Below are 24,383 nucleotides of genomic sequence, written 5' to 3'. Positions count from 1 at the left end.
GGTGGTTGCTCCTGTGGTCAGTTACGCGGTGGCCCTTGCAGATCCCGCGGCGCGGCATTGTCGGGGCGGCCGCGAATCAGCGATTCCGGATGTCTTCCCAGGTAGTCCGAGAGTTCGCGCAACGAGCGCGACATGCGTTCAAGCTCGCTCAGGGTCTGGGTCAACTGTTCGCGCTGCGGCGAGTCTTCGGCCAGCGTCGCGCTGGCCGATCGCAAGGTCTTGCTGACGTCGCCCAAGGTGGTTTGTACGCCAGGCAGGGTCTTGGCATTGAATTGGGCGAGGCCTTTGCGCAGTTCGACGAGGTTGCCGTCAAGATTTCCGGCGATACGTTCAATAGGCAATTGGTTGATTTTATCCACGATGCCTTCGAGTTTTTCCTGCAGTTGTTCCAGATTGCCCGGAACGGTTGGAATGCTGACGGGGCGTACCTTTGCGTCAAACGTGACTTTTTCGGCCTTCGGGTAGAAGTCCAGGGCGATGTACAACTGGCCCGTCAACAAGTTGCCGCTACGTGCCTGGGCACGTAAGCCGTTTTCGATGAACGTGCCGATCAGGCGGACACCCGCCGCCTCATCGTTGGGGTCATGATTCAACACCTTGAGCATCTTGGTATGGGCCTGGCCGAGTCGTTGCGGGTAGATCACGATGCCGACATTCACCGGGAAGCTGCGTTTCCTGGCGTCGAAATCCAGGTTGATGGCAACCACCTTGCCAAACTCGATGCCCAGGAACTCCACCGGGGCACCGACCTTGAGGCCGCGCAACGCCTGGTCAAAACGCAGGCTCAGGTATTGCGCCTGGCCGTTGGGCGGTGCGAGGGCACTTTGCTGATCGGCGAACAGTTCATAGGCGTATTCCTCTGCGGCGGGTTTGTCGTTGGGACTGTAGTCCGGCGCCCGGAAAGCGATGCCGCCCACCAGCAGAGTCGACAAGGACTCGGTCTTGAGTGCGAAACCGTTGGCGCCGACGCTCACGTCGATGCCGCTGGCGTTCCAGAAACGGGTGTTTTCAGTGACGTAGACGTCGTTGGGCGCATGGATGAATACGTCGATGTCCACGCCCTTGCCGTCAGCGTCCAAGGCGTAGGCCACGACTTGCCCGACGGGAATCTTGCGGTAGTACACCGGCGAACCGATATCCAACGAGCCCAGGTCCTCGGTGTGTAGCGTGAAACGCTTGCCCGGTTCGCCGTAGGTGATGGCCGGTGGGTTTTCCAGGCCCTTGAACTGCTTGGCGCGGCTGTTCGACTGGCCGATATCCGCACCGATGTAGTCGCCGGAGAGCAGTGTGTCGATGCCGGAAACCCCACCGGCGCCGATACGTGGACGTACCACCCAGAATTGCGAATCTTCCCGGGTGAAGCTTTCAGCCTGCTTGGCGAGCTTGATGGTGGCGTTGACGCTTTTCTGATCATTGCTCAGGGCGACGCCAGTGACCTGCCCGATCACCACGTTGCGGTATTTGACTTCGGTTTTGTTGGCGGTCAGGCCGCTGCCGGTCTTGAAGGTGACGGTGATGGTCGGACCTTCCTGCAGAATGTTATGGACGACCAGCGAGAGGCCCACCAGCACCGCGACGATCGGCACGATCCATACCAGTGACACGCTGAAGCGACGGGTCTTGAGCGCGGCTTGTCCCGGGGCTTGCGGCCCGTCAGTGGTCTGCGACTTCATCTGCGATCTCCTCAAGGTGTGGGTTTTCCCAGATAAGGCGCGGGTCGAAACTCATGGCCGACAACATGGTGAATACCACCACCAGGCCAAAGAACAGAATGCCCAGGCGCGGTTCGATGGTGCCCAGCGCCTGAAACTTCACCAACGCAGCAACCAGGGCGACCACGATTACATCGAGCATTGACCAGTAACCGATCAGTTCGACGAAGCGATACAGCTTCGAACGCTCCTTGCGCGCCCACTGGCTGTTGCGTTGTACCGTCACCAGCAGCAGGCTCAGCACCACGAACTTGATTCCCGGCACCGCAATACTGGCGATGAAAATGATCACCGCGATATCCCAGGCGCCGTGCTGCCAGAACTCCAGCACGCCGCTCATGATAGTGCTGTCAGCGCCTGAACCGAGCATCGTGGTGTTCATCACCGGCAATAGATTGGCGGGCACGTAAAGCACCAGCGCCGTGAGCAGGTAGGCCCAGGTGCGGGTCAGGGAGTTGCTCTTGCGCCGATGCAAGGCAGCGCCGCAGCGCTCGCATGCTTCAGGCTCATCGCGCATGTCGCACGCCAGCCCGCACCCATGGCACAGGCAGAGGTTGAGTTCGCCTGCGGTCGGCGGCCTGTTCATAAGGTCTCCCACAGATCCCGGACATCCCGCCCGGCAATCCGGATCAGCAGCAGACTGAGGGCGGCCAGCGCGAAGAGACCGATCCCCGGCAGCACATCGAGCATCCCCGCCAGTTTGAACACGGCCACCATCGCTCCCAGCAGACAAACCTCCAGCATGCTCCACGGCCTGAGCGCTTCCAGCCAGCGCATGCAGGGCTTGAAGGCGGGTGAACGCTTGCCCGCCAAGGCGAAACTCAACACCCACATGAGCAACAGCAACTGAAAGACCGGCGCGATGATGATGGATATCGCCGCCACCAGCGCGATAAAGGTGATCGGCCCCAAGCTCAGCGCCACGACCGAATCCCATAACGTGGCACTGTTCTTCAAGCCTTGCAGGCTGATGCTCATCACCGGATAGAAATTGGCAAAGATCCATAACACCGAGGCGGTCACCGTCAACGCCAGGCGCTGCTCCACTGACAGGCCGTTATAGCGCTGGAGTACGCCGGAACAACGGCTACAGAGGGTTTTCTGATGTCTGGCGAGCGTGACTTTTTCATACACGCAGTCGCAGTGCTCACAAATGATCAACGGTTTATCGTTCGCCATAGGCTCCACTCGAAACACTAAGGTTCTCTGGGCGTTCCATTGAGCGTTTTCAACTGAGTGAAAGGCGCTTGAAAAGCTTAGCAGCTGGCGGCCTCGGCGCCTGTTTCTGTGCAAGCGCCGGATTAAGGTCAATTCAAAGGTTCATCGTTGCGCCGCTCCGGCCTACTATGTCCACACCATGCAAACGACCCACGCAGGCTCACCCATGACTCCCGCAACCCCCGCGCTGATCCGCGAAACCTTCCCCGTCGGCCCGCTGCAGTGCAACTGCACCATCATTGGCGACTCCATCAGCAAAAAGGCGATCGTGGTCGATCCTGGTGGCAATCCCGAGTTGATCCTGGCGCGACTCGATGCGCTGGGTCTGAAAGTGGTGAGCATCATCCATACCCATGCGCATCTTGATCATTTCCTGGCCTCCGGGCAGTTGAAGGAAAAGACTGGAGCCACCCTGCACCTGCACAAGGAAGACCAGTTCCTCTGGGATAACCTGGAAATGCAGTGCCAGATGTTTGGTGTGCCTTACGTGCCAGTACCGGCGCCGGATCGCTGGCTGGCGGATGATGAGGCGCTGGCTTGTGGCTGCGGCGTGGCCTTGCATACGCCGGGGCATACACCCGGTTCCATGAGTTTCTGGTTCGCCGACGCCAAGTTGCTGATTGCTGGCGATACATTGTTCCGGCGCGGTGTGGGCCGTACGGATCTGTGGGGCGGAGATCAAGCGACGATTGTGCGGTCCATCAAGCAGCGGCTGTATACCCTGGATGAGACGGCGACCGTGGTGACTGGCCATGGCCCGGATACGCGCCTGGGGGACGAGATGCGCGAAAACCCATTTGTCCGGGCGTGATGACAGGGCGAGGGGCGAGACGCGTTGTTGCAAAAAGACAGCTCGAGTTCTGCAGGCGTCTGCTACGGTTTTCGTAGGCACGCCGCTGCCATCTTTGCTGCATGTGCGGGACAGTCACGGAATTTTTACCGTTTGTCGCGTTCCAAACCCCGCATAGGTCCATTGCCAATGTCCTCTGCATCACAGAATGCAAAAGTAGGAGCTTTCTTCATGTTCACTTCGCGTCGTTTGCTTGTTGTTGCCACGGCTGTAGCCCTGTTGTCGGGCTGTGCTTCCCCTAATCCTTACGATGGCAGCCAAGGACAGGCCAACAACGGATCACAAGGCATGAGTAAAACCGCCAAATACGGCGGACTCGGTGCATTGGCCGGTGCATTGGCGGGTGCGGCCATTAACCATGACAACCGTGGCAAGGGCGCGCTGATTGGCGCTGCCGTCGCCGGGATGGGCGCTGCGGGTTACGGCTATTATGCCGACCAGCAGGAAAAGAAATTGCGTGAAAGCATGGCCAATACCGGGGTCGAGGTGCAGCGCCAGGGCGATCAGATCAAGTTGATCATGCCGGGTAATATCACCTTCGCCACTGACTCGGCCGCGATTGCCAGCAGTTTCTATACACCGCTGAACAATCTGGCTGGCTCCCTCAAGCAGTTCAACCAGAACACCATTCAGATCGTGGGTTATACCGACAGTACCGGTAGCCGTCAGCACAACATGGACCTGTCCCAGCGTCGTGCGCAGAGCGTCGCCAACTATCTGACATCCCAGGGCGTCAGCCCGACCAACCTGAGTGCACGTGGCGCCGGCCCGGATAATCCGATTGCCAGCAATGCAGATGTCAATGGTCGCGCCCAGAACCGTCGCGTCGAGGTCAACCTTGGCCCGATCCCGGGTCAGCAGTACGGTCAGCCTGGCCAGCAGCAAGCCCCCCAGCAAAACAACGAGTTCCAGGGCAATCCGTACCAGCAGTACCAGTAAACGCAGGACGTGAAAAAGGGCGCCGTGCAGTCAATGCGCGGCGCCCTTTTTTGTGGCTGCCGGTTACATCAGTCGATGTATTCGAACAGCTTCACAATCTTCTGTACGCCGGAGACACCTTGCACCAGGTTAGTGGCGCGGGTGGCTTCCTGCTGGGTCAGCAGACCCATCATGTAAACGATGCCGTTATCGGTGATGACCTTGATCCGTGATCCGGGAATCGCGCTATCGGCCAGCATCTGCGTCTTGATCTTGGTGGTCAGCACGGCATCGTTGCTGATTGCCAGCAGCGTGATGGGTTGCATGACCTGCAATTCGTTGTGGACCTTCTTGACCCGCTGAACGGTTGAGGCGGCTTGTTCGGCCTGGGTCTTGAGGTCTTCGCGCGGGGTTTGTCCTGCGAGCAGCACCACGCCGTTATAGCTGGTCACGACTATGCGCGACGCCCCGTTGCCCAGGTCCGGGCTGGCTTTGGCGACATTGACGGAGACCTTGGTTTCGATCAGCGAGTCATCGATCTTGCTGCCGAAGGTGCGGGTACCTCGATCATCCTGGATCGGCGTGTCGCGGCTCGCAGTGATTACCGAGCTGCAGCCGCTGATGCCGAGGCACAGCGTGAGGGCCAATAGGCTGAGGCGGTTAACGGTCATTCTTCACTCCCGAACAGTTGGCTGTCGATCAGATCACACAGGCAATGGATCGTCAGCAGATGGACTTCCTGAATACGTGCGGTGACATTCGCCGGGACGCGTATCTCCACGTCTTCGGGCAACAGCAGCGAGGCCATGCCGCCGCCATCGCGCCCGGTCAATGCTACGACAATCATTTCACGATCATGTGCGGCCTGGATCGCTTGAATAATATTCGCCGAGTTGCCACTGGTGGAAATCGCCAGCAACACGTCGCCCGGTTGGCCGAGGGCGCGGATTTGTTTGGAAAAGATTTCGTTGTAACTGTAATCGTTGGCGATCGAGGTGATCGTCGAGGAATCGGTGGTCAGGGCGATGGCCGGCAGGCTCGGGCGCTCACGCTCGAAACGGTTGAGCAGCTCGGAGGAGAAATGCTGGGCGTCGCCGGCCGAACCGCCATTGCCGCACGAAAGCATTTTGCCCTCGTTGAGCAGGGCGTTGACCATGACCTGGCTGGCTTGCTCGATGTGCGGTGCAAGTACGTCCATCGCCTGTTGCTTGGTATCGATACTGGCCTGGAAAAGCTGGCGAATTCGGGATTGCATGTCCATCTGTGTGACCTTAAGTAGCGCGGCTGTTTGGCACAAAAATGTGCAGCCCGCAAAGCAAAGAGCAAAAGTGTGCGGTAAAGATATCCGCGCCGGCCTGGGTATTGCTCAGCCGTCAAAGGCGTTGCGCAACCAGTTCAGGTCAGCGGTTCCGTGCGGGGCGCATTCTATGGCTACCACATCGAAACGGCAGGGAGAGTCGGCCCAGCGATGTTCACTGAGCAGGAAAAACTGCGCGGCGAGTATCAGCTTTTGACGCTTGCGCCCGTCGATACTCGCGAGCGCGCCACCCCATTGTGCGTGTTTTCTGTAGCGGACTTCGACGAATACTACTGTATCGCCGTCAAGCATGACCAGATCAAGCTCGCCGCGTTTACACAACCAGTTCTGCGCCAGGAGGCGCAGACCCTGTTGTTGCAAGTGTTCAAGTGCCTGGCGTTCGGCGTCCTTGCCGCTTTGAGAACGGGTCCGCTGGGGCATCAGCGCGGCGTGTCAGGCAGGCGTTGAACCTGTCCGCTGACAAACTGCGCCCATGGCATCTGACGTTCGATCCGTTGGCTCGGGCTCATGCCCAGGCTGCCGGAAAGGCCATCAATGCGAGTGTCCGGCAGCGCCTTGAGTTGGCCCAGTCGCGGTGCCAGTTGGTACGCATCGGCGCCCATCGCAAAAAGACGGCCCAGGCTGCCATTGGCTTGTGGCCATTGTGCGGCAACCTGATTGCGCAGTGGGTTGGAAGTATCGAGCAGCCACGGCGTCTCGCAGAACATCACGCCGGTCATGTCTTTGTACTGGTTGATGTCGCCACTGGCGCTGAACACGTGGGAAGTGGCATACACCGGTACATCGCCCGCGTATTGGAAGTTCAGGGTCGGCTTGATCTGCTGGGCTTGCTGTGGCGTTACGGCAAGGAAGATGAACTCGATATCGCGGCTGCGCGACGGTTGTGCAGCCACCTCGGTTCCGACCGTGCTTTGCAGGCTCTTGGCGCGACCTTCGCTTTGGCGCAGCTTGAACAAATCAGCGATCTGCTGGGCCAATGCGACAGGTTGGTCGACGTGCTCGACACCGATTATGGTGCCGCCGTGGGCTTCCCAGTCCTGGCGGAAGGCGTTGAATACGCGGTCGCCCCATTCACCTTTCGGCACCATGGCGGCGGCGCGGTGCAAGCCGTCGGCGCGGGCCCGGCGCGATACTTCGCGCGCTTCGTCTTCCGCGGCCAGGCCGAACTGGAACAGTTGAGGCGGACCCTGCTCGGTTTCGCTGTAGTTCAGGGCGAGGGTGGTAATCGGCAACTGCGCGCGGGCGCTGAGTTGCTTGACCAGCGGCTTCTCCAGCGGACCGATCACCAGTTGCACGCCGGCAGCCTGGGCCTTGCTGTAGAAGTCGTCGATGGAGGTCAGGCGCGAGGTGTCATAAAACTCGATGACCGGTGGTTTCTGTCCGGCCTGCTCCGCCTGATAGTGCGCGGCCATGAAGCCTTCGCGCAGCGCCTTGGCCACATTCGCCAGCGGGCCTTCCTGGGGCAACAGCAGGGCGATCTTGTTCAGGGGCTGACTGGCGAGTTCCTTGAGCTTGACCAAGGGCGTCGGCAAGTTCACGGCGGCTGGATGCGCAGGATTTTGCGAGCGCCAGGTATCGATCGCGGCTTGCTGCTGTTCCAGGGTACCCGCGCTCTTGATCGCCTGGACCAGGCTGATCCAGCCATCCAGGGTCGGATTGCCGGTGGCTTGCAACTGCTCGGCAGGCACGGCAGCGATCAAGGTCCAGATCGCCTCATGATTACGCGCGGCCGCTTCGCCGGTCAGCAGCGGGGCCATGGCGACACGCTCGCGAGCCGCGGCCATGATCTGGCCATCGGCCTCGTAGGCGCGCGCATGCACGGTGCCGGTGCGAATCTGTTGCTCCGGCGGCAGCTCTGCAAGGTTTTGCAGGCTTGGGTGCTGCAGTGCCGTCAAGGCTGCCTTGGGCTGGTTGCGGGTCATGGCCAGCTCCGCCGTCAAGGTACTGGCAAATACCTGGGCGGCGGGTTTCAGGCTGTCCATGGGCACTTGCGCCAGGATCTGCGCGGAACGTCCGGGGTTGTTCTGCTGAAATGCCATGTCCGCCGCGCTCAGGCGCAACAGTGCGGCTTTTTCCGGTGTCTTGGCCGAAGTCGCCTGTTCGAGCAACTGCTCGATACTGGCATCCGGGGTCCGTGGGAGTTCGCCAAGGCTTGACGAGGGCGAGCTGGCGCAAGCCGCCAACAGGGCAGCGAGGCAGAAGGCAGAGAACAGCCGCAGGCAAGCGATCATGTAAGTGTTCCTGATACCGATCAAATTAGCGTGGAATTGTACCCAAGCACTGGCCGGGGCGCGATGTTACTGGCATGAAACCGTCGATTTAGATCGTGTAAATGTTGCGGGACGTCACGGCGCGCAACAAACACGCGGGTCGAGCGCCTGTTCGGTGACGCATTTTTTTGGCGTCTACGCGTTACAATGTGGCTTTTGCCAATCATTGAGGTGTGCGCTTTGACTGCTCCGGGTCCTTTGAATTCCACTGCAGGCTCGCTTTTTGTGGTGGCGACGCCCATTGGCAATCTGGACGATATCAGTGCGCGGGCATTGAAAGTGTTGCGCGAAGCCAAATTGATTGCGGCTGAGGACACTCGGCATTCCCTGCGGTTGCTCCAGCATTTTGGGATCACCACGCCATTGGCTGCCTGCCATGAACACAACGAGCGTGAAGAGGGCAGTCGCTTTATTACGCGGTTGCTCGCCGGCGATGACGTGGCGTTGATTTCTGATGCCGGCACGCCACTTATCTCCGATCCGGGCTACCACTTGGTGCGTCAGGCGCGCGCTGCGGGAATCAAAGTAGTCCCTGTTCCAGGTGCGTGCGCGCTGATCGCCGCATTATCGGCGGCGGGCCTGCCGTCGGACCGTTTCATTTTCGAGGGGTTTCTGCCCGCCAAGGCCGTGGGGCGCCGGGCGCGGCTTGAGCTATTAAAGGAGGAGCCGCGCACGCTGATCTTCTACGAAGCCCCGCATCGCATTCTTGAGTGCCTGCAAGACATGGAACGGGTGTTCGGCGGCGAGCGTCTGGCCTTGCTGGCGCGGGAGCTGACCAAAACCTTTGAAACCCTCAAGGGCCTGCCGCTTGAGGCGCTGCGCGAATTCGTCGAGGCTGACAGCAACCAGCAGCGTGGCGAGTGCGTGGTACTGGTCGCAGGCTGGACAGCGCCGGAATCCGAAGATGCGGTGGGCAGCGAAGCCATGCGCGTCCTCGATTTGCTGCTCAAGGAAATGCCGCTCAAGCGCGCCGCTGCGCTGGCGGCGGAAATAACCGGGGTGCGCAAGAACGTGCTGTATCAGGTCGCGCTGGATAAGCAAAAGGACAAATAGTTCCGCGCCTGGACCTGCACGACGTCGGAAGGTGATGGCAATGCTGTCTTTTAATGCTTGTCCTGAGGGCGCCGTGCCGTTAACCTTCGCGGCGGAGAGTCGATTGGACAGTCGCTGCCCTCTATGAAAATTAGGGGGGGGAGGAAAGTCCGGGCTCCATAGGGCGAAGTGCCAGGTAATGCCTGGGGGGCGTGAGCCTACGGAAAGTGCCACAGAAAATAACCGCCTAAGCACTTCGGTGCCGGTAAGGGTGAAAAGGTGCGGTAAGAGCGCACCGCACGACTGGCAACAGTTCGTGGCTAGGTAAACCCCACTTGGAGCAAGACCAAATAGGGTTCCAAGGCGTGGCCCGCGCTGGAACCGGGTAGGTTGCTAAAGATGTCCAGTGATGGCCATCGTAGACGAATGACTGTTCAAGACAGAACCCGGCTTATAGATCGACTCTCCACCTTTTTCCTTCTACGCGAGTCTCGGGTAGAAAACCGGTAGTAACGCAAGAATCCCTCCCTGCCAAATCAATGGCAGACGCGTCTTCGTAATACCAAAAAAATCTTACTCTTAATAAATTACTTTAAGTTCAGGCTTTAACTCTTTGAGCTGTCTTGGCTTGTCGAGTCAAAAACATTGCCAAACTCTCGTTTCTCTTCCTTTTACGCTCCTAAATCTCCGTTCTGTAAGGCTTTTCCTTTAATCCGCGCCTTGACGGTGTGGTGGGCGCATTCCTATAGTGTGCGCAAGTGGCGGAAAGTGGCACAAAGTGGGTTTTTTGAACGTAAAACGCTAAAATTTGGAGAAACGCAGCTGTGTTTCGCGGAGCTAACGCTATCAGTCTCGATGCAAAAGGCCGTCTCGCCATGCCGAGCCGGTATCGTGACGAGCTCATTTCGCGAAGTTCCGGGCAGTTAATCATCACGATCGATGCCGTAGACCCCTGTTTGTGTGTCTACCCCCTCGATGAGTGGGAACTGATTGAAACCAAGTTGCGTGCCTTGCCTTCATTGCGTGAAGAAAACCGCCGCCTGCAACGCTTGCTGATTGGTAATGCCGTCGATCTTGAACTCGACGGCAGTGGTCGTTTCCTGGTCCCGCCGCGTTTGCGCGAATACGCCAACCTGGATAAGCGCGCGATGCTGGTAGGCCAACTGAACAAGTTCCAACTGTGGGACGAAGGTGCCTGGGATGCTGTTTCTGCAGCTGACCTGGCGGCTATTCAACAACCGGGCGCCATGCCTGACGAACTGCGTGATTTGATCCTGTGACTATTGATAGCGGCTTTAACCACATCACCGTACTGCTTGACGAAGCCGTCGAGGCTCTCGCCGTACGCGCGGATGGCTGCTATTTGGACGGGACCTTTGGCAGGGGCGGGCACAGTCGGTTGATACTCAGCCAGCTCGGGCCCGAGGGTAAACTGCTCGGGTTTGACAAAGACCCTCAAGCGATTGCCACCGGGCAAGCGCTAGCGGCCGAAGACGGCCGCTTTGTCGTTGTGCAGCGCAGCTTTGCCGAGCTGGGTGCCGAAGTGGCCGAGCGCGGCATGGCGGGCAAGGTGGCCGGGGTCCTGCTCGATCTGGGCGTGTCCTCGCCGCAGCTGGATGACCCGGAGCGCGGCTTCAGTTTCATGAACGACGGTCCGCTCGATATGCGCATGGATCCGTCGCGGGGTGTCAGTGCCGCGCAGTTCATCGCCACCGCGCCAGTGGAAGAAATCGCCCGGGTGTTCAAGGAATACGGTGAAGAGCGTTTCGCCGGTCGCATGGCGCGTGCCGTGGTCGAGCGCCGGGAAGTCCAGCCCTTTGAACGCACTGCCGACCTCGCCGAAGTGCTGAAGGTCGCCAATCCTGCGTGGGAAAAAGGTAAAAACCCGGCCACCCGGGCATTTCAAGGCCTGCGCATTCACGTCAACAACGAGCTGGGCGATCTGGAGGCCGGCCTCGAAGCCGCGCTGGAAGCCTTGGAAGTGGGCGGTCGTCTGGTGGTGATCAGCTTCCACTCCCTGGAAGACCGTATCGTCAAATTGTTCATGCGACGCCTGGTCAAGGGCGAATCCGACAACCTGCCACGTAACCTGCCGGTGCGTTTCGAGGCCTTTGCGCCGAAAATCAAAATCCATGGCAAGGCGCAGTTCGCTTCCGAAGCCGAGCTCAAGGCCAACCCACGCGCCCGTAGCGCTGTCATGCGTGTCGCGGAGAAGCTACGGTGAGCAGGCTTTTCGCCAAGCCCCTGCCGGGCGGCAGCTTCTTTATGTTGCTGTTATTCGTTGGCGTGCTGCTGTCCGCGATTGCCGTGTCCTACAGCGCCCACTGGAACCGCCAATTGCTCAATTCCCTGTACGGGGAATTGAGTGTGCGCGACAAGGCGCAGGCGGAATGGGGTCGGCTGATTCTCGAGCAAAGCACCTGGACGGCGCACAGCCGCATCGAGGTGTTGGCCACTGAACAATTGAAGATGCATATCCCGGGCGCTGCAGAAGTTCGCATGGTGGCGCCATGATGAAACTTGAAGGCGCGCTCTACCCGTGGCGTTTCCGTCTGGTGCTGGGCTTGCTGGCATTGATGGTGGGCGCGATTGTCTGGCGCATTATCGACCTGCAAGTGGTGGATCGGGACTTCCTGATCAGCCAGGGCGATGCCCGTAGCTTGCGGCATATCCCGATCCCCGCGCATCGCGGCCTGATTACCGACCGTAATGGCGAGCCCCTGGCTGTCAGTACGCCGGTAACCACCTTGTGGGCCAACCCCAAGGAACTGCAGGTCGCCAAAAACAAATGGACGGAATTGGCGACGGCGCTGGATCAGGACCCGAAAGCCTTGAAGGCGCGCCTGGAAGCCCAGGCCAGTAAAGAGTTCATCTATCTGGTGCGTGGCTTGACCCCCGAACAAGGCCAGCATGTGCTTGACCTGAAAATCCCCGGTGTCTATGGCATCGAGGAGTTTCGGCGTTTCTATCCGGCTGGCGAAACTACCGCGCATATGGTGGGTTTCACCGATATCGATGACCGCGGTCGTGAAGGGGTCGAGCTGGCCTACGATGAGTGGCTCGCTGGGGTTCCCGGCAAACGCCAGGTCATCAAGGATCGGCGCGGCAGATTGATCAAGGATGTGCAGGTCACCAAAAACGCCAAGGCTGGAAAGCCCTTGGCGTTGTCGATTGACTTGCGCCTGCAGTACCTGGCCAACCGCGAACTGCGTAACGCCATCATCGAGAACGGCGCCAAGGCTGGCAGCCTGGTGATCATGGACGTGAAGACCGGCGAGATCCTCGCCATGGTCAACCAGCCGACCTACAACCCGAACAACCGTCGTAACCTGCAACCGGCGATGATGCGCAACCGCGCCATGATCGACGTGTTCGAGCCGGGCTCGACGATGAAAGCCATCTCCATGAGCGCTGCCCTGGAAACCGGACGCTGGAAACCAGCCGACAAGGTCGAGGTGTTCCCCTATACCTTGAAGATAGGCAAATACACGATTCGTGACGTGTCTCGCGGCGAAGGTCCGGTACTGGACTTGACCGGCATCCTCATCAACTCGAGTAACGTCGGCATGAGCAAGGTCGCCTTCGATATTGGCGGCGAATCCATTTACCAGTTGGCGCAGAAAATCGGTCTGGGCCAGCCGACCGGCCTTAACTTCCCGGGCGAACGCGTCGGAAACCTGCCGAACTACCGCGATTGGCGCAAGGCCGAAACCGCGACCCTGTCCTACGGCTACGGCTTGTCCGTGACCGCCATCCAATTGGCCCACGCTTTTGCGGTGCTGGCCAACAACGGTCGGATGACGCCGCTGAGCTTGATCCATCTGGACGAGGCGCCGAAATCCGAGCAGGTCATCCCGGAAAACGTCGCCAAGACCGTGCAATCGATGTTGCAGCAAGTCATCGAAGCGCCGCGCGGTGTGTTCCGAGCCAAGGTGCCTGCGTATCACGTGGCGGGCAAGTCGGGCACCGCGCGTAAAATTTCGGTGGGCGTCAAGGGCTACGCAGAAAACTCCTACCGTTCGCTGTTCGCCGGTTTCGGTCCCATGAGCGATCCGCGTTACGCCGTTGTGGTGGTCATTGATGAGCCGAGCAAGGCCGGCTACTTCGGTGGCCTGGTTTCAGCGCCGGTGTTCAGCAAAGTGATGTCCGGCACCCTGCGCCTGATGAATATTACCCCGGATGATCTGCCGCCCACCCAGCAAGCCAACGCCGGGCCGCCCGCAGCTGTCGCAAAAACCGATGGAGGGCGCGGCTGATGTCTCTTAGCCTGAACAAGATATTCGCCCACGCTGGACGTGATCTGCTGATTCGCGAATTGAGTCTGGATAGCCGTACCGTACGCGCCGGTGATCTGTTCCTGGCCGTGCCGGGCGGCAAGTTCGACGGTCGTGCTCACATCGCCGACGCCTTGCAGCGCGGCGCGGCCGCCGTGGCCTATGAAGTGGATGGCGCGACCGTGTTGCCGATCACCGATGTGCCCTTGATTCCGGTCAAGGGCCTGGCGGCACAGCTGTCGGATATCGCCGGACGTTTTTACGGTGATCCCAGCCGCCAGCTCAACTTGATCGGCGTCACCGGCACCAATGGCAAGACCAGCGTCACTCAATTGGTGGCCCAGGCCCTTGATCTGCTGGGACAGCGCTGCGGCATCGTCGGTACACTGGGTAGCGGCTTTTATGGCGCGCTGCAAAGCGGCCTGCACACCACGCCCAATCCGATCGCGGTCCAGGCGACCCTGGCTGACCTGAAGAAGGTCGGCGCCAAGGCTGTCGCGATGGAAGTGTCGTCCCACGGCCTCGACCAGGGACGGGTGACGGCACTGGCGTTCGACGTGGCAGTGATGACTAACCTGTCCCGCGATCACCTGGACTACCACGGTTCCATGGAGGCATACGCCGCCGCCAAGGCCAAGCTGTTTGGCTGGAATGATCTGAAGTGCCGCGTGGTGAACCTGGACGATGAGTTCGGTCGCCGCTTGGCGGCTGAAAATAGCGAATCGCGCCTGATCAGCTACAGCCTGGAAGACTCCAGCGCTTACCTGTATTGCCGCGAGGCCCAATTCAATGATGAAGGCGTGCGCGCCACGCTGGTAACGCCGCAGGGCGAACATCATTTGCGCAGTACCTTGCTCGGACGTTTCAACCTGAGCAACGTGCTCGCGGCCATCGGCGCTTTGCTCGGCCTGGATTACGCCCTGGACGAAATCCTGCGCGTACTCCCCAGGCTCGAAGGCCCGGCTGGTCGTATGCAGCGCCTCGGTGGTGGCACTCAGCCGTTGGTGGTGGTCGATTACGCGCATACGCCGGATGCACTGGAAAAAGTCTTGCAGGCCCTGCGTCCTCATGCCAAGGGCAAATTGTTGTGCCTGTTCGGCTGCGGTGGCGATCGTGATCGCGGCAAGCGCCCGTTGATGGCCGAAATTGTCGAGCGACTCGCGGACGCTGTGCTGGTGACTGACGACAATCCTCGCAGCGAAGACCCGAGCCGGATCTTCGACGACATTCGCGCGGGTTTCAAAGACGCCGCTCAAGTGACCTTTGTTGCCGGTCGCGGCGCGGCTATCGCTCAAGTGATCGCCAGCGCCGCTGTCGATGATGTGGTGGTGCTGGCGGGCAAGGGCCACGAGGACTACCAGGAAATCAACGGCGAACGTCATGCTTTCTCCGATCTGGTGGAGGCCGACCACGCCTTGACCGCGTGGGAGGCCGCCCATGCTTAAAGCCATGAAGTTCAGCGAATTGACTCAAGCGCTGTCGGCCCGCCTGTTGTCCAGCGATTGCGCCTTTGAGGGCGTCAGCATCGACAGCCGTGCGATCAAACCGGGGCAACTGTTCGTTGCCCTGGCCGGGCCACGTTTCGACGGTCACGACTATTTGAATGACGTCGCCGCAAAAGGCGCGGTCGGTGCCCTGGTGCAGCGCGAGGTCGCTGACTCGGCATTGCCGCAATTGCTCGTGGCCGATACCCGCCTGGCCCTGGGCCAACTGGGCGCCCTGAACCGTGACGCCTTCACCCAGCCGGTTGCCGCGATCACCGGCTCCAGCGGCAAAACCACGGTCAAGGAGTTGCTGGCGGGTATCCTGCGTACGCGCGGACCGGTACTCGCCACCCGTGGCAATCTGAACAATGACTTTGGCGCACCGTTGACCCTGCTGGAGCTGGCCCCGGAACATACGGCGGCGGTGATCGAGCTGGGCGCCTCGCGCATCGGTGAAATTGCCTACACCGTAGCCATGACCCGGCCGCACGTCGCTATTATCAGTAACGCTGGCACCGCCCATGTTGGCGAGTTTGGCGGGCCTGAGAAGATCGTCGAGGCCAAGGGCGAAATTCTTGAAGGGCTCGACGCTTGCGGCACCGCCATCCTCAATCTTGACGACAAAGCCTTTGAAACCTGGCGTGCGCGTGCTGCCGGCCGCAAGGTGTCGAGTTTCTCGGTGGACAACGCCGCCGCCGATTTCCATGCCTCGAATATCAGTGTCGACGCCCGCGGCTGCCCATCCTTTACCTTGCATTCCCCGCAAGGCGAGGAACATGTGCAATTGAACCTGCTGGGCAACCACAACGTCGCCAACGCCCTGGCTGCCGCTGCCGCTGCTCAAGTCCTGGGCGTGTCGCTGTTCGGTATCGCCACCGGTCTTGGCGCGGTGCAGCCAGTCAAGGGGCGCACCGTAGCGCAGCTGTCATCCAATGGCATGCGCGTTATCGACGACACCTACAACGCCAACCAGTCCTCGATCTGCGCCGCCATCGACCTGCTCAATGGTTTTGCGGGGCGCAAGGTGCTGGTCCTTGGCGATATCGCCGAACTGGGTGATTGGGCTGAACAGGCTCACCGTGAAGTCGGTGCCTATGCGACCGGCAAGGTCGACGCCCTTTACGCCGTCGGCCCGAACATGTTCCACGCCGTAAAAGCCTTCGGTGCCGGCGCGCAGCACTTTGCCAGCCAGGCCGAACTGATCCAGGCCCTGCTTGGGGCCGAACAAGAACAACACACCACTATTTTGATCAAGGGATCGCGCAGCGCGGTGATGGAAAACGTCGTCGTGGCCTTGTGTGGCTCAAGTACGGAGAAACATTAATGCTGCTGCTGCTGGCTGAGTATCTGCAACAGTTCCACAAAGGCTTCGCGGTCTTTCAGTACCTGACCCTGCGCGGGATTCTGGGTGTGCTGACCGCGCTGTGTTTGTCGCTGTTCCTGGGGCCATGGATGATCCGCACCCTGCAGAGCCTGCAGATTGGTCAGTCGGTGCGCAACGATGGCCCACAGTCGCACCTGTCAAAGTCCGGTACCCCGACCATGGGCGGTGCGTTGATCCTGTCGTCCATCGGTATCAGTACCTTGCTCTGGGCCGATCTGGCTAACCGCTACGTCTGGGTGGTGCTGCTGGTGACCTTGCTGTTCGGTGCCATCGGCTGGGTAGATGACTATCGCAAGGTGATCGAGAAGAATTCCAAGGGGCTGCCAAGCCGCTGGAAGTATTTCTGGCAATCGGTATTCGGCCTGGGCGCGGCGATCTTCCTTTATATGACGGCCCCGAGCGCGGTGGAAACCACCCTGATCCTGCCGATGCTCAAGGACGCCAGCATCCCGTTGGGCGTTGGCTTTGTGGTGCTGACCTACTTCGTGATCGTCGGCTCCAGCAACGCCGTCAACCTGACCGATGGCCTCGATGGCCTGGCCATTATGCCGACCGTGATGGTCGGTGGCGCCCTGGGCATTTTCTGCTACCTGTCGGGTAACGTGAAGTTCGCCGAATACCTGTTGATTCCGTATGTGCCGGGGGCGGGCGAGTTGATCGTGTTCTGCGGCGCATTGATCGGCGCGGGCCTTGGTTTCCTGTGGTTCAACACCTATCCGGCGCAGGTGTTCATGGGGGACGTAGGCGCACTGGCGCTGGGCGCGGCCCTTGGCACGATCGCGGTGATCGTGCGCCAGGAAATTGTGCTGTTCATCATGGGCGGTGTGTTCGTGATGGAAACCCTGTCGGTGGTGATCCAGGTAGCCTCCTTCAAATTGACCGGGCGCCGCGTGTTCCGCATGGCGCCGATTCATCACCACTTTGAACTCAAGGGCTGGCCTGAGCCGCGTGTGATCGTCCGTTTCTGGATCATCACCGTGATTCTCGTACTGGTCGGCCTTGCCACCCTGAAGCTGAGGTAGAAACGCGTGTCCCTGATCGCTTCTGACCACTTCCGCATCGTTGTCGGCCTCGGCAAGAGCGGCATGTCCCTGGTTCGCTTCCTGGCGAACCGGGGCACGTCGTTTGCCGTCGCCGATACGCGGGAAAATCCACCGGAGCTGGTCACGCTGCGCCGTGACTACCCGCACGTGGAAGTGCGTTGTGGCGAGCTGGATGTCGAGTTTTTGTGCCGCGCCGACGAGCTTTACGTGAGCCCCGGCCTGGCATTGGCGACGCCCGCCCTGCAAGCGGCGGCGGCCCGAGGCGTGAAGCTGTCCGGCGATATCGAGTTGTTTGCGCGTAACGCCAAGGCGCCCATCGTCGCCATCAGTGGCTCCAATGCCAAAAGTACCGTGACGACCCTGGTCGGCGACATGGCAATCGCGGCCGGTAAACGCGTTGCGGTGGGCGGCAACCTCGGCACGCCGGCGCTGGACCTGCTCAGCGACGACGTCGAGTTGTACGTGATGGAGCTGTCGAGCTTCCAGCTGGAAACCACTGATCACCTGAATGCTGAAGTGGCGACCGTGTTGAATGTCAGCGAAGACCATATGGACCGCTACAGCGGCCTGCCGGCGTATCACCTGGCCAAGCACCGGATCTTTCGCGGCGCACGCCAGGTGGTGGTCAATCGTCAGGATGCCCTGAGCCGTCCGCTGATGGGTGAAGGCCTGCCGTGCTGGACGTTTGGCTTGAGCAAACCCGATTTCAAGGCCTTTGGCATTCGTGAAGAAGGCGGCGAGAAATACCTGGCCTTCGAATTCCAGAACCTGATGCCTGTGCGCGAACTGAAAATCCGTGGCGCCCACAACCAGTCCAATGCCTTGGCGGCGCTGGCGCTGGGTCACGCGGTGGGGTTGCCGTTTGACGCGATGCTCTCGAGCCTGCGCACCTTTGGCGGCCTGGAGCACCGCTGCCAATGGGTGCGTGACCTGGATGGCGTGAGTTATTACAACGATTCCAAGGCGACCAACGTCGGCGCGGCATTGGCGGCGATCGAAGGGCTCGGCGCTGACATCGACGGTAAGCTGGTGTTGATTGCCGGCGGTGACGGCAAGGGCGCCGACTTCAAGGACCTTAAAGGTCCGGTGGCCGAGCATTGCCGCGCCGTGGTGCTGATGGGGCGCGATTGCGACCTGATCGCCGCCGCGCTTGGCGATGCGGTTGAGCAGGTGCGCGCGCGGTCCCTGGATGACGCCATCGCCCAATGCCGTGCTTTGGCCCGGCCGGGTGATGCGGTGCTGTTGTCCCCGGCCTGCGCCAGTTTCGACATGTTCAAGAATTATGAAGAGCGCGGTCAGTTGTTCGCTCGCGCCGTGGAGGACCTGGCATGAGCCTCGACCTCAAAAATATCATCAAGCCCTATCCATCGCCGATCATTACCGGGCGTGGTATCGACCTCGACTTTCCGATGCTCGCCGGCTGCCTGGCATTGCTGGGCCTGGGCCTGGTGATGATCACCTCGGCGTCCTCGGAAGTGGCCGCCGTGCAATCGGGCAACACCCTGTACCACATGATCCGCCACCTGATTTACCTGGTGATCGGCCTCGGCACCTGCATTGTCACGATGATGGTGCCTATCGCCACCTGGCAGCGCCTGGGCTGGCTGATGCTGCTGGGGGCGTTCGGCCTGCTGGTGATGGTGATCATTCCCGGCATCGGCCGTGAAGTGAATGGCTCGATGCGCTGGATCGGCTTTGGCGCCTTTAACGTTCAGCCGTCGGAAATCGCCAAGGTCTTCGTGGTGATCTACCTGGCGGGCTACCTGGTACGTCGCCAGAAAGAGGTGCGGGAAAGCTGGATGGGGTTCTTCAAGCCCTTCATCGTGCTGTTGCCCATGGCCGGCCTGTTGCTGATGGAACCGGACTTTGGTGCCACCGTCGTGATGATGGGCGCTGCGGCGGCGATGCTGTTCCTGGGCGGCGTGGGCTTGTTCCGCTTTGCCTTGATGGTCGGCCTGGCGGTCGCCGCGGTGACGATACTGGTGCAGGCGCAACCCTACCGGATGGCGCGACTGATCACCTTTACCGATCCGTGGGCCGACCAGTTCGGTTCCGGTTACCAGTTGACCCAGGCCTTGATCGCTTTCGGGCGCGGTGAGTGGCTGGGTGTCGGCTTGGGTAACAGCGTGCAGAAACAGTTCTACCTGCCGGAAGCCCACACCGACTTTGTGTTCTCGGTACTCGCCGAAGAGCTGGGTGTGGTCGGTTCCCTCGTCACTGTCGGGTTGTTCGTGTTCGTGTGCGTGCGCGCCATGTACATCGGCCTGTGGGCCGAAAAGGCCAAGCAATTCTTCGCCGCTTACGTGGCGTACGGGCTGGCGTTCCTGTGGATCGGCCAGTTCCTGATCAACATCGGTGTAAACGTCGGCCTGCTGCCGACCAAGGGCCTGACCTTGCCATTCCTCAGTTATGGCGGCAGTTCCCTGGTGATTTGCTGCGCCTGTCTTGGCTTGTTGCTGCGTATCGAATGGGAGAGTCGCACCCACCTGGGCAGTGAAGAGATGGAATTCAGCGAAAGTGACTTTGCCGAGGAGCCGACCCATGGGCGCTAACGTGCTGATCATGGCCGGCGGCACCGGCGGTCACGTGTTCCCGGCGCTGGCGTGTGCCCGCGAGTTCCAGGCCCGTGGCTACAGCGTGCATTGGCTGGGCACGCCGCGCGGGATTGAAAATGAACTGGTGCCGAATGCCGGTTTGCCGCTGCATTTGATCAACGTCAGTGGTCTGCGCGGCAAGAGCAAACTGTCCCTGCTCAAGGCGCCATTCGTATTGCTCAACGCGGTCTGGCAGGCGCGCAAAGTGATCCGTGAGCTGAAGCCGGTTTGCGTACTGGGCTTTGGCGGCTACGTGACCGGTCCTGGGGGCGTTGCGGCGCGTTTGGCCGGCGTGCCGGTGATCGTGCACGAGCAAAACGCCGTTGCCGGGACCGCCAACCGCTTGTTGGCGCCATTGGCCGCACGGGTTTGCGAGGCTTTCCCGAACACCTTTGCTGCCATGGACAAGCGCCGTACCACCGGGAATCCGGTGCGTACCGAGTTGTTCATGGATATTGCCCGCCAGGCCCTGACCGGGCGTAGGGCGCATCTGCTGATCCTGGGCGGCAGCCTGGGCGCCGAGCCGCTGAACAAATTGCTGCCTGAAGCCGTGTCGCAACTGCCCTTGGAACTGCGTCCCGAAATCTTCCATCAGGCCGGCAAGAATCACGATGAAGTCACCGCCGGGCGCTATCGCGATGCCGGGGTCGAGGCGAACGTACAGCCTTTCATCAACGACATGGCCCACGCCTATGGCTGGGCCGACCTGGTGGTCTGTCGCGCAGGTGCGTTGACCGTCAGTGAATTGGCTGCAGCCGGTCTGCCGTCCTTGCTGGTGCCTTTGCCCCATGCCATCGACGATCACCAGACCCGCAACGCCGAATATTTGGCCGGGGAGGGCGCTGCCTTCCTGCTGCCGCAAAGAACGACTGGCGCCGCCGATTTGGCCGCACGCCTGACCGAGGTTTTGATGCAACCGGAACGACTCAATAACATGGCGAGCACCGCAAGCCGCCTGGCCAAACCTGATGCCACCCGTACCGTGGTCGATATCTGCCTGGAGGTGGCCCATGGTTGAGAATCAAAAAGCCATGCCGCAACCGGAAATGCGCCGCATCCGTCGCATCCACTTCGTCGGGATCGGCGGTGTGGGCATGTGCGGGATCGCCGAGGTATTGCTGAACCTGGGTTATCAGGTTTCCGGTTCCGACCTGAAAACCTCGCCGGTCACCGAGCGGCTGGAGTCTTTCGGTGCGCAGATATTTATCGGCCACCGCGCCGAGAACGCCGCGCAAGCCGATGTACTGGTGGTTTCCAGTGCAGTGAACACCTCCAACCCGGAAGTCGCGACTGCGCTCGAGCGCCGCATTCCTGTGGTGCCGCGTGCCGAGATGCTCGCCGAACTGATGCGCTACCGCCACGGCATCGCTGTTGCGGGCACCCACGGCAAGACCACCACCACCAGCCTGATCGCCTCGGTGTTTGCCGCGGGCGGCCTGGACCCGACGTTCGTGATCGGTGGCCGGCTGAATGCAGCAGGCACCAATGCACAGTTGGGTTCAAGTCGTTACCTGATCGCCGAAGCCGATGAAAGCGATGCCAGCTTCCTGCACTTGCAGCCGCTGGTGGCCGTAGTGACCAACATCGACGCCGACCACATGGCGACCTATGACGGCGACTTCAACAAGTTGAAGAAAACCTTCGTCGAGTTCCTGCACAACCTGCCGTTCTACGGTTTGGCGGTGGTGTGCCTGGACGATCCGGTCGTGCGTGAAATCCTGCCCCAGGTCAAGCGTCCGACCGTGACCTACGGCTTCAGCGAAGACGCCGACGTGCGTGCGATCAATGTGCGCCAGAAAGGCATGCAGACGTTCTTCACCGTGTTGCGCCCTGACCGCGAGCCGCTGGATGTATCGGTGAACATGCCCGGTAACCACAACGTGCTCAACTCCCTGGCGACTATCTGCATCGCTACCGATGAAGGCGTCAGCGATGAAGCCATCGTCGAAGGCTTGTCGGGGTTTGCCGGTGTCGGCCGGCGCTTCCAGGTCTACGGTCAGTTGCCGGTGGAAGGCGGCGACGTGATGCTGGTCGACGATTATGGTCACCACCCGACTGAAGTGGCCGCGGTGATCAAGGCCGTGCGCGGCGGCTGGCCGGAGCGTCGCCTGGTGATGGTCTACCAGCCGCACCGCTACAGCCGCACCCGCGACCTGTACGACGACTTCGTGAATGTATTGGCTGACGCCAACGTCTTGTTGCTGATGGAAGTCTATCCGGCCGGTGAAGAACCGATCCCCGGTGCCGACAGCCGCAAACTGTGCAACAGCATCCGCCAGCGCGGTCAGTTGGACCCGATCTACATCGAACGCGGTGTCGACCTCGCACCGCTGGTCAAGCCGCTGCTGCGCGCTGGCGACATCCTGCTGTGCCAGGGCGCCGGTGATATCGGCGGCCTTGCACCGAAACTGCTGGCAAGCCCGCTGTTCGCCGCTGCGCAGGGGAAGTCGAAATGAGCACTGACTACGGCTCCCTGTTTTCCACCGTCCAGCCCGCCGACTTCGGCAGGGTCGCGGTGTTGTTCGGCGGCAAGAGCGCCGAGCGCGAAGTGTCGTTGAAATCCGGCAATGCCGTGCTTGAAGCGTTGCAAAGTGCCGGCGTGAACGCTTTCGGCATCGACGTGGGCGATGATTTCCTGGCGCGCCTGCAGGCCGAGAAAATCGATCGTGCGTTCATTATCCTGCATGGCCGTGGCGGTGAAGACGGCAGCATGCAGGGTCTGCTGGAGTGCGCAGGCATTCCTTACACCGGCAGCGGTATTCTCGCGTCGGCCCTGGCGATGGACAAGTTGCGCACCAAGCAGGTGTGGCACAGCCTGGGCATTCCGACCCCGCGTCACAGCGTTCTGCGCAGTGAAGACGATTGTATTTGCGCCGCCGAGGAACTGGGCCTGCCTTTGATCGTCAAACCTGCCCATGAAGGCTCCAGTATCGGCATGGCTAAAGTGAACTCGGCCGCCGAATTGATCGACGCATGGAAAGCGGCAAGTACCTACGATTCGCAAGTGTTGGTGGAACAGTGGATCTCCGGTCCCGAGTTCACCATCGCGACGCTTCGTGACCAGGTATTGCCGCCTATCGCGCTGGGCACACCCCATTCCTTTTACGACTACGACGCCAAGTACCTGGCTTCCGATACTCAGTACCGGATCCCGTGCGGCCTTGACGCAACCAAAGAGCAGGAATTGATGGACCTTACGGCGAAAGCCTGTGAGGCGCTGGGTATCGCCGGTTGGGCGCGGGCAGACGTGATGCAGGATGACCAAGGGAATTTCTGGTTCCTGGAAGTCAACACCGCACCGGGCATGACCGATCACAGCCTGGTACCCATGGCTGCACGCGCGGCCGGACTGGATTTCCAGCAGTTGGTGCTGGCCATTCTGGCGGCAAGCATTGAGGCGCGGGGTTAACACCATGCAAGGCGCATCGCTTCGTCATCAGCCACCCGCACCCGGCCGCAAGCCGGTACCGCGTGGTGCCAGCCGAATGGTGGCCAAGGAGCCGATGTCGGCGCGCCTGCCGAAAGCCAATTTTGCTTTTCTCAAGGCCTTGTTCTGGCCGGTGCTGTTGGTGGCGCTGGGCTTTGGCACTTATGAAGGGGCCCAGCGTCTGCTGCCTTACGCCGACCGCCCGATCACCAAGATCAGCGTGCAGGGCGACTTGAGCTACATCAGCCAGCAAGCCGTGCAGCAGCGCATCGCCCCTTTTGTGGCGGCCAGCTTCTTTACCGTCGACCTGGCCGGGATGCGTTCGGAATTGGAACAGATGCCGTGGATCGCCCATGCCGAAGTACGTCGGGTGTGGCCGGACCAGGTGACCATCCGCCTGGAAGAACAACTGCCCGTGGCCCGTTGGGGTGACGAAGCGCTGTTGAACAACCAGGGTCAGGCGTTCACCCCGCGTGAACTGGCCAACTACGAGCATTTGCCGCAGTTGTTCGGGCCACAACGGGCGCAGCAGCAAGTGATGCAGCAGTATCAGGACTTGAGCCAGATGCTGCGGCCACTGGGTTTCTCCATCGCGCGACTGGAATTGCGTGAACGGGGCAGCTGGTTTTTGACCACCGGGGCCGGCAGTTCCGGCCCGGGCATCGAGTTGTTGCTGGGACGCGACCGCTTGGTGGAGAAGATGCGCCGCTTTATCGCCATCTATGACAAAACCTTGAAAGAACAGATTACGAACATTGCGAGCATCGACCTGCGTTACGCCAACGGCCTGGCCGTTGGCTGGCGGGAACCGGCTGCGCCCACGGCGGCGCAACCCGCTGTCGCGAAGAATTAAGAAGAG

23 protein-coding genes and 1 other RNA gene are annotated in these 24,383 nt (G+C 60.6%); 17 read left to right on the top strand and 7 right to left on the bottom strand.

The genetic code is table 11. The annotated features are described in order from the left end of the window. Positions 1 to 17: 17 nt before the first annotated feature. The 3 genes from AC6CIA_RS02755 to AC6CIA_RS02745 are packed head-to-tail and all read right to left on the bottom strand — an operon-like array spanning position 18 to position 2,891. Positions 18 to 1,673 (bottom strand): PqiB family protein, encoded by a 1,656-nt coding sequence (locus tag AC6CIA_RS02755; RefSeq protein ID WP_498310524.1) that lies wholly within the window; start codon positions 1,671 to 1,673, stop codon positions 18 to 20. Continuing rightward, complete coding sequence (locus AC6CIA_RS02750; RefSeq protein ID WP_498310523.1) at positions 1,654 to 2,298, bottom strand: paraquat-inducible protein A; 645 nt, start codon at positions 2,296 to 2,298, stop codon at positions 1,654 to 1,656. The genes AC6CIA_RS02755 and AC6CIA_RS02750 overlap by 20 nt, the downstream gene beginning before the upstream one ends. Continuing rightward, positions 2,295 to 2,891, bottom strand: coding sequence for a paraquat-inducible protein A (locus AC6CIA_RS02745; protein WP_498310522.1), 597 nt, complete (start codon positions 2,889 to 2,891; stop codon positions 2,295 to 2,297). Before AC6CIA_RS02745 ends, AC6CIA_RS02750 begins: the two co-directional genes overlap by 4 nt. A 205-nt stretch (positions 2,892 to 3,096) precedes the next feature. Between AC6CIA_RS02745 and AC6CIA_RS02740 the strand changes: the two genes are divergently transcribed. Both AC6CIA_RS02740 and AC6CIA_RS02735 read left to right on the top strand, forming a co-directional pair. Continuing rightward, positions 3,097 to 3,741 (top strand): MBL fold metallo-hydrolase, encoded by a 645-nt coding sequence (locus AC6CIA_RS02740; protein WP_498310521.1) that lies wholly within the window; start codon positions 3,097 to 3,099, stop codon positions 3,739 to 3,741. A 210-nt stretch (positions 3,742 to 3,951) separates the two neighbouring features. Beyond that, the gene (locus tag AC6CIA_RS02735; RefSeq protein ID WP_339528871.1) at positions 3,952 to 4,719 is read left to right on the top strand and encodes a YiaD family glycine zipper/OmpA-like lipoprotein; all 768 of its coding nucleotides are present in this window, start codon (positions 3,952 to 3,954) and stop codon (positions 4,717 to 4,719) included. Positions 4,720 to 4,787: 68 nt separating this feature from the next. Here AC6CIA_RS02735 and AC6CIA_RS02730 read toward each other — a convergent pair whose 3' ends face one another. The 4 genes from AC6CIA_RS02730 to AC6CIA_RS02715 form a co-directional block, all read right to left on the bottom strand. Continuing rightward, positions 4,788 to 5,369: a BON domain-containing protein gene (locus AC6CIA_RS02730; RefSeq protein ID WP_498310520.1), complete on the bottom strand. Its 582-nt coding sequence runs from the start codon at positions 5,367 to 5,369 to the stop codon at positions 4,788 to 4,790. After that, a complete protein-coding gene (locus tag AC6CIA_RS02725; protein WP_003171862.1) occupies positions 5,366 to 5,959 on the bottom strand; it encodes a phosphoheptose isomerase in 594 nt (197 codons plus the stop codon). Before AC6CIA_RS02725 ends, AC6CIA_RS02730 begins: the two co-directional genes overlap by 4 nt. Positions 5,960 to 6,064: 105 nt before the next feature. Continuing rightward, a complete protein-coding gene (locus AC6CIA_RS02720; protein ID WP_339528869.1) occupies positions 6,065 to 6,436 on the bottom strand; it encodes a YraN family protein in 372 nt (123 codons plus the stop codon). Then, complete coding sequence (locus AC6CIA_RS02715; protein WP_498310519.1) at positions 6,436 to 8,247, bottom strand: penicillin-binding protein activator; 1,812 nt, start codon at positions 8,245 to 8,247, stop codon at positions 6,436 to 6,438. The genes AC6CIA_RS02720 and AC6CIA_RS02715 overlap by 1 nt, the downstream gene beginning before the upstream one ends. Before the next feature lie 186 nt (positions 8,248 to 8,433). On the opposite strand from AC6CIA_RS02715, the gene rsmI reads away from it, so the two are divergent. The 15 genes from rsmI to AC6CIA_RS02640 all read left to right on the top strand — a co-directional run bounded on the left by rsmI (position 8,434) and on the right by AC6CIA_RS02640 (position 24,377). Further along, positions 8,434 to 9,339, top strand: a complete 906-nt coding sequence (gene rsmI, locus AC6CIA_RS02710) for a 16S rRNA (cytidine(1402)-2'-O)-methyltransferase (RefSeq protein ID WP_498310518.1) — start codon at positions 8,434 to 8,436, stop codon at positions 9,337 to 9,339. A 95-nt stretch (positions 9,340 to 9,434) separates the two neighbouring features. Further along, positions 9,435 to 9,788, top strand: an RNA gene (rnpB, locus tag AC6CIA_RS02705) — RNase P RNA component class A. Between the two features lie 354 nt (positions 9,789 to 10,142). After that, on the top strand, positions 10,143 to 10,598 hold the full coding sequence (gene mraZ / locus AC6CIA_RS02700) for a division/cell wall cluster transcriptional repressor MraZ (RefSeq protein WP_339528866.1): 456 nt from the start codon (positions 10,143 to 10,145) through the stop codon (positions 10,596 to 10,598). After that, positions 10,595 to 11,542: a 16S rRNA (cytosine(1402)-N(4))-methyltransferase RsmH gene (rsmH, locus tag AC6CIA_RS02695; RefSeq protein ID WP_498310517.1), complete on the top strand. Its 948-nt coding sequence runs from the start codon at positions 10,595 to 10,597 to the stop codon at positions 11,540 to 11,542. The genes mraZ and rsmH overlap by 4 nt, the downstream gene beginning before the upstream one ends. Then, positions 11,539 to 11,832, top strand: coding sequence for a cell division protein FtsL (ftsL, locus tag AC6CIA_RS02690; protein WP_339528865.1), 294 nt, complete (start codon positions 11,539 to 11,541; stop codon positions 11,830 to 11,832). Before rsmH ends, ftsL begins: the two co-directional genes overlap by 4 nt. After that, on the top strand, positions 11,832 to 13,574 hold the full coding sequence (locus tag AC6CIA_RS02685) for a peptidoglycan D,D-transpeptidase FtsI family protein (RefSeq protein ID WP_498310837.1): 1,743 nt from the start codon (positions 11,832 to 11,834) through the stop codon (positions 13,572 to 13,574). The genes ftsL and AC6CIA_RS02685 overlap by 1 nt, the downstream gene beginning before the upstream one ends. After that, on the top strand, positions 13,574 to 15,037 hold the full coding sequence (locus tag AC6CIA_RS02680; protein ID WP_498310516.1) for a UDP-N-acetylmuramoyl-L-alanyl-D-glutamate--2,6-diaminopimelate ligase: 1,464 nt from the start codon (positions 13,574 to 13,576) through the stop codon (positions 15,035 to 15,037). Before AC6CIA_RS02685 ends, AC6CIA_RS02680 begins: the two co-directional genes overlap by 1 nt. Continuing rightward, entirely contained in the window at positions 15,030 to 16,400 is a 1,371-nt protein-coding gene (locus AC6CIA_RS02675) for a UDP-N-acetylmuramoyl-tripeptide--D-alanyl-D-alanine ligase (protein WP_498310515.1), read from the top strand. Before AC6CIA_RS02680 ends, AC6CIA_RS02675 begins: the two co-directional genes overlap by 8 nt. Continuing rightward, positions 16,400 to 17,482, top strand: a complete 1,083-nt coding sequence (mraY, locus tag AC6CIA_RS02670) for a phospho-N-acetylmuramoyl-pentapeptide-transferase (protein WP_339528862.1) — start codon at positions 16,400 to 16,402, stop codon at positions 17,480 to 17,482. Before AC6CIA_RS02675 ends, mraY begins: the two co-directional genes overlap by 1 nt. Positions 17,483 to 17,488: 6 nt before the next feature. Then, positions 17,489 to 18,835, top strand: coding sequence for a UDP-N-acetylmuramoyl-L-alanine--D-glutamate ligase (gene murD / locus AC6CIA_RS02665; protein ID WP_498310514.1), 1,347 nt, complete (start codon positions 17,489 to 17,491; stop codon positions 18,833 to 18,835). Next, positions 18,832 to 20,055: a putative lipid II flippase FtsW gene (ftsW, locus tag AC6CIA_RS02660; RefSeq protein WP_339528860.1), complete on the top strand. Its 1,224-nt coding sequence runs from the start codon at positions 18,832 to 18,834 to the stop codon at positions 20,053 to 20,055. The genes murD and ftsW overlap by 4 nt, the downstream gene beginning before the upstream one ends. Then, positions 20,045 to 21,115: an undecaprenyldiphospho-muramoylpentapeptide beta-N-acetylglucosaminyltransferase gene (gene murG, locus AC6CIA_RS02655; RefSeq protein ID WP_498310512.1), complete on the top strand. Its 1,071-nt coding sequence runs from the start codon at positions 20,045 to 20,047 to the stop codon at positions 21,113 to 21,115. The genes ftsW and murG overlap by 11 nt, the downstream gene beginning before the upstream one ends. Then, complete coding sequence (gene murC, locus AC6CIA_RS02650; protein ID WP_498310511.1) at positions 21,108 to 22,553, top strand: UDP-N-acetylmuramate--L-alanine ligase; 1,446 nt, start codon at positions 21,108 to 21,110, stop codon at positions 22,551 to 22,553. Before murG ends, murC begins: the two co-directional genes overlap by 8 nt. Beyond that, positions 22,550 to 23,506: a D-alanine--D-alanine ligase gene (locus AC6CIA_RS02645; protein ID WP_498310510.1), complete on the top strand. Its 957-nt coding sequence runs from the start codon at positions 22,550 to 22,552 to the stop codon at positions 23,504 to 23,506. Before murC ends, AC6CIA_RS02645 begins: the two co-directional genes overlap by 4 nt. Positions 23,507 to 23,510: 4 nt before the next feature. Beyond that, a complete protein-coding gene (locus AC6CIA_RS02640) occupies positions 23,511 to 24,377 on the top strand; it encodes a cell division protein FtsQ/DivIB (protein WP_339528856.1) in 867 nt (288 codons plus the stop codon). The last annotated feature ends 6 nt before the right edge of the window (positions 24,378 to 24,383 follow it).

The sequence above is a fragment of the Pseudomonas sp. GQ91 genome, assembly GCF_059758795.1.
This window is presented reverse-complemented; position numbering and strand designations above follow the sequence as displayed.

Bases quoted from the DNA above. Each gene is read 5' to 3' on its own strand.
- AC6CIA_RS02715 (WP_498310519.1), bottom strand. From the start codon at position 8,247: ATGATCGCTTGCCTGCGGCTGTTCTCTGCCTTCTGCCTCGCTGCCCTG.
- rsmI (WP_498310518.1), top strand. From the start codon at position 8,434: ATGTGGCTTTTGCCAATCATTGAGGTGTGCGCTTTGACTGCTCCGGGT.
- AC6CIA_RS02740 (WP_498310521.1), top strand. From the start codon at position 3,097: ATGACTCCCGCAACCCCCGCGCTGATCCGCGAAACCTTCCCCGTCGGC.
- AC6CIA_RS02640 (WP_339528856.1), top strand. From the start codon at position 23,511: ATGCAAGGCGCATCGCTTCGTCATCAGCCACCCGCACCCGGCCGCAAG.
- AC6CIA_RS02685 (WP_498310837.1), top strand. From the start codon at position 11,832: ATGAAACTTGAAGGCGCGCTCTACCCGTGGCGTTTCCGTCTGGTGCTG.
- AC6CIA_RS02725 (WP_003171862.1), bottom strand. From the start codon at position 5,959: ATGGACATGCAATCCCGAATTCGCCAGCTTTTCCAGGCCAGTATCGAT.
- murC (WP_498310511.1), top strand. From the start codon at position 21,108: ATGGTTGAGAATCAAAAAGCCATGCCGCAACCGGAAATGCGCCGCATC.
- AC6CIA_RS02680 (WP_498310516.1), top strand. From the start codon at position 13,574: ATGTCTCTTAGCCTGAACAAGATATTCGCCCACGCTGGACGTGATCTG.
- AC6CIA_RS02735 (WP_339528871.1), top strand. From the start codon at position 3,952: ATGTTCACTTCGCGTCGTTTGCTTGTTGTTGCCACGGCTGTAGCCCTG.
- AC6CIA_RS02675 (WP_498310515.1), top strand. From the start codon at position 15,030: ATGCTTAAAGCCATGAAGTTCAGCGAATTGACTCAAGCGCTGTCGGCC.
- mraY (WP_339528862.1), top strand. From the start codon at position 16,400: ATGCTGCTGCTGCTGGCTGAGTATCTGCAACAGTTCCACAAAGGCTTC.
- murG (WP_498310512.1), top strand. From the start codon at position 20,045: ATGGGCGCTAACGTGCTGATCATGGCCGGCGGCACCGGCGGTCACGTG.
- AC6CIA_RS02645 (WP_498310510.1), top strand. From the start codon at position 22,550: ATGAGCACTGACTACGGCTCCCTGTTTTCCACCGTCCAGCCCGCCGAC.
- AC6CIA_RS02750 (WP_498310523.1), bottom strand. From the start codon at position 2,298: ATGAACAGGCCGCCGACCGCAGGCGAACTCAACCTCTGCCTGTGCCAT.
- AC6CIA_RS02720 (WP_339528869.1), bottom strand. From the start codon at position 6,436: ATGCCCCAGCGGACCCGTTCTCAAAGCGGCAAGGACGCCGAACGCCAG.
- AC6CIA_RS02755 (WP_498310524.1), bottom strand. From the start codon at position 1,673: ATGAAGTCGCAGACCACTGACGGGCCGCAAGCCCCGGGACAAGCCGCG.
- ftsW (WP_339528860.1), top strand. From the start codon at position 18,832: ATGAGCCTCGACCTCAAAAATATCATCAAGCCCTATCCATCGCCGATC.
- AC6CIA_RS02745 (WP_498310522.1), bottom strand. From the start codon at position 2,891: ATGGCGAACGATAAACCGTTGATCATTTGTGAGCACTGCGACTGCGTG.
- AC6CIA_RS02730 (WP_498310520.1), bottom strand. From the start codon at position 5,369: ATGACCGTTAACCGCCTCAGCCTATTGGCCCTCACGCTGTGCCTCGGC.